This is a genomic window from Nocardioides sp. CPCC 206348, from assembly GCF_048654705.1.
In the GTDB taxonomy this organism is placed as follows: domain Bacteria; phylum Actinomycetota; class Actinomycetes; order Propionibacteriales; family Nocardioidaceae; genus Nocardioides.
In genome coordinates this window covers 96693-97814 of record NZ_JBMCZA010000190.1, presented here as the reverse complement: position 1 = coordinate 97814, position 1122 = coordinate 96693, and the positions used below count along the sequence as shown (strand labels likewise).

The 1122-nt window shown below is 69.2% G+C and carries 1 protein-coding gene; it reads right to left on the bottom strand.

Features of this window, described 5'->3' with window-relative positions; all coding sequences use genetic code 11:
- Positions 1 to 41 precede the first annotated feature (41 nt).
- Entirely contained in the window at positions 42 to 788 is a 747-nt protein-coding gene (locus ACOADB_RS16370) for a LamB/YcsF family protein (protein ID WP_378600687.1), read from the bottom strand.
- Positions 789 to 1122 lie beyond the last annotated feature (334 nt).

The window sequence follows — 1122 nt, the reverse complement described above, 5'->3', positions numbered from 1 at the left end:
CAGCTCGAGCAGCAACCCGCGGTCGCCGTACGGGATCACCTTCATGGCAACGAGCTCGCGAACGCCTCCACCGCGATCCCGGACCCGGACAGAGCAGCCCGCACCGCTGCAGCCGAGGAAGCGGCGCCCGGGGAGTCGCCGTGGAGGCACAGCGACTGCACGTCGCCGGACGCGGCCAGTCGGACCGCCTGTTCAGCCACGGCCGACGGATCCGTCAGCACGGCACCGGGTTCCGCCCGCGGGACCAGTCCACCCGAGGGGAGGTAGGCGCGGTCCGCGAAGCCCTCCGCGACCGTCGGCAGCCCTGCGTCCGCGACCCGGGCCAGGAACCGCGAACCGGCGAGCCCCAGCACCGGCAGCCCGCCGAACGCGACGACAGCAGCGATGACCGCGTCCGCCTGCGCCGGATGCTCGCTCACCGCGTGGTAGAGCGCACCGTGGGGCTTGAGGTACGCGATGCGCCCTCCCGCCGCACGAGCCAGCCCGGCCAGTGCCGACAGCTGGTAGAGGACATCGGCCTCGAGGTCCTCCGGCGCGACGTCGATGAACCGCCGTCCGAAGCCGGCAAGGTCGCGGTAGCCCACCTGCGCCCCGATCACCAGGCCCTGTTCGACGGCGAGCGCACACGTACGCCGCAACGTGAGCGGGTCACCCGCATGGAACCCACAGGCCACGTTGGCGCTCGTGAGGTGCGGCATCAGCGCCTGGTCATCACCGAGCGACCAGCGACCGAAGGATTCGCCCACGTCGGCATTGAGGTCGATCGTGGACGGGCAACCCGGTGGCAACGTCACAGGCCCTATCGTGGCCCATCGACGTACTGCTGGCAGGAGTACGGTGCGCGGGCGGCGACTGAGACAACGGTCACGAAGGCACCATCCGGCAGTTACTCATGGGTAATCTACGCGGCGGCCGTGCCAATTCAACGATTGCCACCCACGAATCAGACACAGGGAGACAACGACCGTGCAGCACATCCTCGACGCCATCGTCGCCGAAGCCTCGTCCGAGGACTTCGCCAACCTGGCACTTCCGGAGTCCTACCGCGCCGTGACCGTCCACAAGGACGAGGTCAACATGTTCGAGGGCATCCCCTCGAAGGAGAAGGACCCGCGCAAGTCC